This window comes from Enterococcus sp. AZ167, from assembly GCF_051714025.1.
GTDB classification, from domain to species: Bacteria; Bacillota; Bacilli; order Lactobacillales; family Enterococcaceae; genus Enterococcus_D; species Enterococcus_D casseliflavus.
In genome coordinates, this window is sequence record NZ_JBIORB010000002.1 from 501,027 (window position 1) to 508,240 (window position 7,214).

Below are 7,214 nucleotides of genomic sequence, written 5' to 3' on the forward strand. Positions count from 1 at the left end.
AGCTTATTAGCTATTTTAAATAAATGAATAGGAGCGTTTAGTAATGAAAAAAACAAAGATCGTAAGTACATTAGGACCAGCAAGTAACAGTGTGGAAATTATTTCTCAACTGATTGAAGCCGGTGCGAATGTCTTCCGCTTTAACTTCTCTCATGGAGATCATGAAGAACAATTAGCGCGTATGACAATGGTTCGTGAAGCCGTAAAGAAAACTGGTAAAGATGTCGGTATCCTTTTAGATACAAAAGGTGCTGAAATCCGTACAACTGTACAAAATACGACAGAAGCAGACTTTGGTCGTGCTGGATACATCCAATTCAACGTTGGCGATGAAACACGTATTTCAATGGATCCAGAACACAAAGGAACAAAAGAAAAAATTGCTGTAACTTATCCTGGTTTATTTGAAGATGTTCATGTGGGCGGACACATCTTGTTTGATGATGGCTTGATCGACATGGAAATCAAAGAAAAAGACGAAGCAACCCGTGAATTAGTGGTTGTCGTTAAAAATGCTGGAATGTTAGGATCACGTAAAGGGGTCAATGCTCCTGGCGTATCAATCAGCTTACCTGGTATTACTGAAAAAGATGCAGAAGATATCCGTTTTGGTCTTGATAACGATATCGACTTCATTGCCGCTTCATTTGTACGTAAAGCGCAAGACGTTTTAGAAATTCGTGAAATTTTAGAAGAAAAAGACATGACTCATGTGCAAATCTTCTCTAAAATCGAATCACAAGAAGGTATCGATAATATCGATGAAATCATCAAAGTTTCTGATGGTATCATGGTTGCCCGTGGTGACATGGGTGTTGAGATCCCTGCTGAAGAAGTACCAATGGTTCAAAAGAGCATCATCAAAAAATGTAACGCTGCTGGTAAATCAGTTATCACAGCAACACAAATGTTAGAATCAATGCAACAAAACCCACGTCCAACTCGTGCAGAAGCTTCTGACGTTGCCAATGCTGTCTTTGACGGTACTGATGCAACAATGCTTTCTGGTGAGTCAGCAAACGGTGACTACCCTGTTGAAGCAGTAGCAACAATGGCACGTATCGACGTGGAAGCAGAAAAAGCTTTATCAGAAAACAGCACTTTCCAAATCAACCAATTTGATAAAACAGATGTAACGGAAACAATCGGTTTATCTGTCGCTCGTGCAGCGAAAAACTTAGGGGTTAAAACAATCGTTGCTGCCACTGAATCTGGCTACACTGCAAAAATGATCTCTAAATATCGTCCAGATGCTGACATTTTAGCTGTCACATTTGACGAACGCACAAAACGCGGCTTGATGCTTAACTGGGGTGTGTACCCAACCGTTGCTGAAAAACCATCAACAACTGATGAAATGTTTGAATTAGCAGCAAAACAAGCAGTTGATTTAGGCTTTGCTAAAGAAGGCGATCTAATCTTGATCACAGCCGGTGTTCCTGTTGGTGAACGCGGAACAACCAACGTAATGAAGATCCAATTGATCGGATCAAAATTGCTTGAAGCGCAAGGAATTGGTGAAAAATCAGTTGTTGCCAATGCCGTGATCGCTCACAGTGCCGAAGAAGCAATTGCGAAAGCAAAAGATGGCATGATTTTAGTTGTACCAACAACAGATAAAGAATATATGCCAGCAATCGAAAAAGCAGCAGCTTTAGTTGTTGAAGATGGCGGCTTGACTTCTCATGCAGCAGTTGTCGGAATTGCGAAAGATCTACCAGTGATCGTTGGTGCCAAAGACGCAACAACAACCATCAAAGATGGCGAATTGGTTACTCTTGATTCTCGTCGCGGTATCGTTTATCGTGGAGAAACAACAGCGATCTAATGATTTTTAACGATTGATCAAGCAACAGGCAAGTGCACGTTGTGCGCTTCCTGTTGTTTTTTTTGAGAGTGTCGAAATCCCTTGAGAAAAGGCATTAAAATGACACGATCAAAAATGAAAAAGGTGTCAAGAAAATTTCATTGACAAAGCCTCAGAAGCCCTGTATAATTGCTTTTGTTGCTTAGGGGTGATAAAAATGAAATGGTCTTTATTGGAATTAAAAAAATACCAAGAGACACCGCTGATGTTTGAAGAAACACTTGACCTAAAAAGTCAACTGATAAAACGCGATGGACAGATCATTGATTTGTCTCCTGTAAAAGTAAAAGGGCTGATGAGTGTTGATAAGCAAGGATACTTGCTGCACTATCAAGTGGAAACGACGATGACATTGCCATCTACTCGTTCTTTGACACCTGTAGCGATTCCTTTTGATTTTTCAGTGGATGAACAATTCATGACACCAGAGCAATTTCAGCGTCGCGATGAAACGATCGTCGAAGAAGAAGTTTTGATCATTGAAGGTCAAACCATCAGCTTAGATGAATCGGTCGCTGATAACCTATTACTTGCGATTCCTTTGCAAGTCCTGACAGAAGAAGAAAAACAAGGTTCAGCAATGCCATCTGGCAACGATTGGGCTGTTTTGTCAGAAGAAGACTTTGCAAATCAAAAAGAAGCGCAAGCTCAACAAGTTGATCCTCGTCTTGCAAAATTATCCGAATTATTCAATGAATCAGATGACGATAACGCGTAGGATTGGAATAAATTGCAGCCTCAAGGTTGCGTTCATTAACAAGGAGGTGTAGCAAAATGGCAGTACCAGCTAGAAAAACTTCGAAAGCGAAGAAAGCAAAACGTCGTACACATTACAAATTGACAATCAACGGTTTGAACGAATGTGCAAACTGTGGTGAAATGAAAAAAAGCCACCATGTCTGCTCTAACTGTGGTCATTACGATGGCAAAGACGTAGCAACAAAAGAAGCATAATTCCTTTTTTTCAGAAAGAGGATTCTAAAACCTTAGGCTAACCATGGAGCCTGAGGTTTTTTTGTTTTTTTTTGGAAAAGATGGAACTTTTCAGAAATATTTTTTGTCCATCGAAAGAGAATAGTTCAAAAGCAGGTACATTTGCGCTATAATGAAAAAGATAATTGAATCTTAGGAGGATGAAAGATGACAAAACAACAAATCGGCGTTGTCGGTATGGCTGTTATGGGCAAAAACTTAGCGTTGAACATCGAAAGCCGCGGTTATTCAGTTGCCTTATTTAACCGTACTGGTTCAAAGACAGAAGAAGTAGTAAAAGAACATCCAGATAAAAATTTTAAAGCAACTTATACGATAGAAGAATTTGTCCAATCAATTGAAAAACCACGTCGTATTTTATTAATGGTAAAAGCAGGATTTGCGACGGATGCTACGATCCAAGAACTATTGCCTCATCTAGACAAAGGCGATATTTTGATCGATGGCGGAAATACCTTCTTTAAAGATACCGTTCGTCGTAACGAAGAGTTGGCAAACTCAGGAATCAACTTTATCGGTACGGGTGTTTCTGGTGGGGAAGAAGGCGCCTTGAAAGGTCCTTCGATCATGCCTGGTGGACAAAAAGAAGCATATGAATTGGTTGCACCGATCTTAGAACAAATTTCAGCAAAAGCTGAAGATGGTACACCTTGTGTAACTTATATTGGACCAAATGGTGCAGGCCATTACGTAAAAATGGTTCATAATGGGATCGAGTATGGCGACATGCAGCTGATTGCGGAGTCTTATGACTTGATGCAAAACATTTTAGGTCTATCTGTTGATGAAATGGCTGATATCTTTGCCGAATGGAACAAAGGTGAATTGGATAGCTACCTAATTGAGATCACAGCGGATATCTTGACACGTAAAGATGATCAAGGAACAGGCAAACCGATCGTTGATGTCATCTTAGATGCTGCAGGCAATAAAGGAACTGGGAAATGGACGAGCCAAAGTGCCTTAGACCTAGGTGTTCCATTGCCATTGATCACTGAATCTGTTTTTGCTCGCTATATCTCAGCTTACAAAGAAGAACGGGTCAATGCCAGCAAAGTATTACCGAAACCAGAAGCGGTTGCTTTTGAAGGAAACAAAGAAGAATTTATCAATAAGATCCGTGAAGCCTTATACTTCAGTAAAATCATGAGCTATGCACAAGGTTTCGCGCAATTACGTACAGCATCAAAAGAGTACGATTGGGATCTTCCTTTTGGTGAGATTGCCAAAATTTGGCGTGCAGGCTGTATCATCCGTGCGCAATTTTTACAAAAAATCACGGATGCTTATGACAAGAATGCTGACATCGAAAACTTATTATTAGATGATTACTTCAAAGACATCACGAAACGCTATCAATCTTCTGTACGTGAAGTAGTTGCGCTAGCTGTCCAAGCGGGTGTCCCTGTGCCGACGTTCTCCTCTGCGATCGCGTACTTTGATTCGTATCGTTCTGATCGTTTGCCAGCGAACTTGATCCAAGCACAACGGGATTACTTCGGCGCGCATACGTATGAACGGACAGATAAAGAGGGAATTTTCCATTATTCATGGTATGACGAAGCGTAAGCTTTAAGAGAATCCAAAAGAGAAAGGCCGAAAGTGAGAACTTTCGGTCAATCTCTTTTTTATTTTTTAGATACATGATAAAATAAGACAGATAATGTCTATTTTAAAGGCAGAATAATCAATAAAGGGGCTATCAATAATGAGTAATATTCTAATCATTGAAGATGAAAAGAACTTAGCTCGATTTGTGGAATTAGAATTGAAGCATGAAGGGTATAATACCGAAGTTCATTACAACGGACGGACGGGACTGGATGCTGCGCTGAATAATGAATGGGATGCAATCTTATTGGATCTAATGCTTCCAGAGCTAAATGGGTTAGAAGTTTGCCGACGTGTGCGTCAATCGAAGAACACCCCGATCATCATGATGACCGCGAGAGATTCTGTGATTGATCGAGTATCAGGTTTGGATCATGGTGCTGATGATTATATTGTGAAGCCTTTTGCAATTGAAGAATTGCTGGCACGCTTACGTGCGTTGCTTCGCCGTATCGATATCGAAGGGGACAAAAACGTCGCAAAACAAACCACGATCACTTACCGCGATCTAACGATTGAAAAAGAAAACCGTGTCGTTCGACGTGGAACAGATGTCATTGAACTAACAAAACGCGAATATGAGCTATTGTTGACTTTAATGGAAAACGTCAATGTCGTTTTAGCCAGAGATGTTTTATTAAACAAAGTCTGGGGCTATGAGACAGAAGTTGAAACCAACGTTGTCGATGTTTACATCCGCTACTTACGAAATAAAATTGATGTGCCAGGGGAGGAAAGCTATATCCAAACCGTTCGTGGTACAGGTTATGTGATGCGGTCGTGAACCTTAAAAAAAGAATGAAAAAATTAAAAGAACTGAAGGGGCCTTCTTTAACTGTAAAGTGGGCCTTCGCAAGTTCTTTCTTTATATTCGTCGTATTTACGATCTTTGCTGTGATCACCTATAAAACATCGGTGAATTTGATCGTAGCTAAAGAAGAAAACAATGTGGAGCGGACGATGTCAGAGGTTGCTTCTCGTTTAGCCAATTCGGATCAAGAACTAACATTGGTTCGGACGTATCGTAATTTAACCAAAAATGATGCGGGGACGACGAGCATTTATGATCGCACTTCAACGATCGATGGCAACTTAATGAAAATCGATTCCTTTATTTCGGAATTAGGCCAAGCGCCGTTGAGCTTGTTTGTTTATAATTTGAATGAGGATCTTGTGTTTAAAACCCATGAGAATGATTTAGCACTGATCGACACGCAGCGCAAAGCGCCAACCATCGTAACGCTGGATGGTATCACAGGCTTTCTCTCGATCCAACCCATCTATTCAAAAGGCACCAGAGAGCGGATTGGCTATGCACAAACATTTTATGAATTGACTTCTTTTTACGAAATACGCAGCAAACTGCTGCTGACTTTGATTATCTTAGAAGTCGTTTCTCTGATTCTTAGTAGTGTGCTTGGGTTCTTTTTATCAGCGTATTTCCTTCAGCCGTTAAAGGTCTTGCGAGATACGATGGAAACCGTTCGGAAAAACCCACAGTCAACGGTGCATATGCCAGAATTAAATACGAACGATGAACTGTCTGATTTAGCAGATATCTTTAACGAAATGCTGGATCGCATGCGCCTATACATTGAACAGCAAGAGCGATTCGTCGAAGACGTTTCTCATGAGTTGCGAACGCCTGTGGCGATCATTGAAGGACATATGAATCTGTTGCAGCGTTGGGGAAAAGACGATCCAGAGATTTTGGATGAGTCTCTGGCAGCCAGTATGCAAGAGATCAGTCGGATGAAGACGCTAGTACAGGAGATGTTGGATCTCTCAAGAGCGGAACAAGTGGATGTTCATTATGCAAATGAAACAACCAATGCAAAAGAAGTTGTCTATCAAGTCTTCAATAACTTTAAAATACTGTATCCGGATTTTGTTTTTACATTGGATGATGACTTATACCATGAGTTGAAGCTGAAAATCTATCGCAATCATTTTGAACAGATCATTATTATTGTCTTGGATAACGCAGTGAAATATTCCACTGATCGAAAAGAAGTTCATCTATCCATTTCGTTGGATCGGCAATCCTTTGAAATTGCCATTCAAGACTTTGGTGAGGGAATCTCCAAAGAAGACCTCGACAAGATCTTTAATCGTTTCTATCGGGTAGATAAAGCCCGTGCTAGAACCAAAGGCGGAAACGGGCTAGGGCTCTCTATTGCGAAACAGTTATTGGAAAGCTATAAAGGAAAAATTTCAGCAGAGAGTGTCATCGGTCAAGGAACGATCTTTCGAATCTATATACCGATCGTTCAATCAGAAGATCGGACGAAAAGAGAACGTTAGGCGAAAAGCTTAAGTTCTCTTTTTTTATCCATTAATGATAGATTTAGCCGCAAAATACTTCTTATAAACGAACGTTCGAATCGTTTGACAATGAATAATTCGCTTATAAAAATAGTTGCCAAAAAGCCTATTTTTTTAGTTGATTTTTCCTTTAAGAATTGCTATATTATTACTTGTCCTTGTTAAGGCATTTGTAACAAACACTGATTGATCTTTTTTGAAATTAGTTGTTGACGAAACATTTTACAAGTGTTATTATAACAAGGTCGAAAAAATATCATCTCTGAAAAACCTAATAAATCAAAAAAACTTTTCAAAAAAGTGTTTGACATATAACGGTTGAGATGGTAAGATGAAAAAGTCGCTGAGGTTAAGAAAGAAGTTAAATAACAACTTCTTGAAAAAAACTTTTTAAAAAAGAGTTGACAAACAAACGTCG

Annotated in this window: 6 protein-coding genes; all 6 read left to right on the forward strand. The window is 39.8% G+C overall.

Going from position 1 to position 7,214, the window contains the following annotated elements; all coding sequences use genetic code 11:
• Positions 1 to 43 precede the first annotated feature (43 nt).
• The 6 genes from pyk (at position 44) to IGJ05_RS14100 (ending at position 6,775) form a co-directional block, all read left to right on the forward strand.
• Entirely contained in the window at positions 44 to 1,828 is a 1,785-nt protein-coding gene (gene pyk / locus IGJ05_RS14075) for a pyruvate kinase (RefSeq protein ID WP_005229179.1), read from the forward strand.
• 196 nt (positions 1,829 to 2,024) lie between these two features.
• The gene (locus tag IGJ05_RS14080; RefSeq protein WP_010749661.1) at positions 2,025 to 2,585 is read left to right on the forward strand and encodes a YceD family protein; all 561 of its coding nucleotides are present in this window, start codon (positions 2,025 to 2,027) and stop codon (positions 2,583 to 2,585) included.
• Between the two features lie 56 nt (positions 2,586 to 2,641).
• Positions 2,642 to 2,821 carry a 50S ribosomal protein L32 gene (gene rpmF / locus IGJ05_RS14085; RefSeq protein WP_005229191.1) on the forward strand — a complete coding sequence of 60 codons (180 nt, stop codon included), beginning with the start codon at positions 2,642 to 2,644 and terminating at the stop codon, positions 2,819 to 2,821.
• Positions 2,822 to 3,007: 186 nt separating this feature from the next.
• Entirely contained in the window at positions 3,008 to 4,429 is a 1,422-nt protein-coding gene (gene gndA / locus IGJ05_RS14090) for an NADP-dependent phosphogluconate dehydrogenase (protein WP_005229192.1), read from the forward strand.
• A 139-nt stretch (positions 4,430 to 4,568) separates the two neighbouring features.
• Entirely contained in the window at positions 4,569 to 5,255 is a 687-nt protein-coding gene (locus tag IGJ05_RS14095; RefSeq protein WP_005229193.1) for a response regulator transcription factor, read from the forward strand.
• 14 nt (positions 5,256 to 5,269) lie between these two features.
• Positions 5,270 to 6,775: a HAMP domain-containing sensor histidine kinase gene (locus IGJ05_RS14100; protein WP_034696083.1), complete on the forward strand. Its 1,506-nt coding sequence runs from the start codon at positions 5,270 to 5,272 to the stop codon at positions 6,773 to 6,775.
• The last annotated feature ends 439 nt before the right edge of the window (positions 6,776 to 7,214 follow it).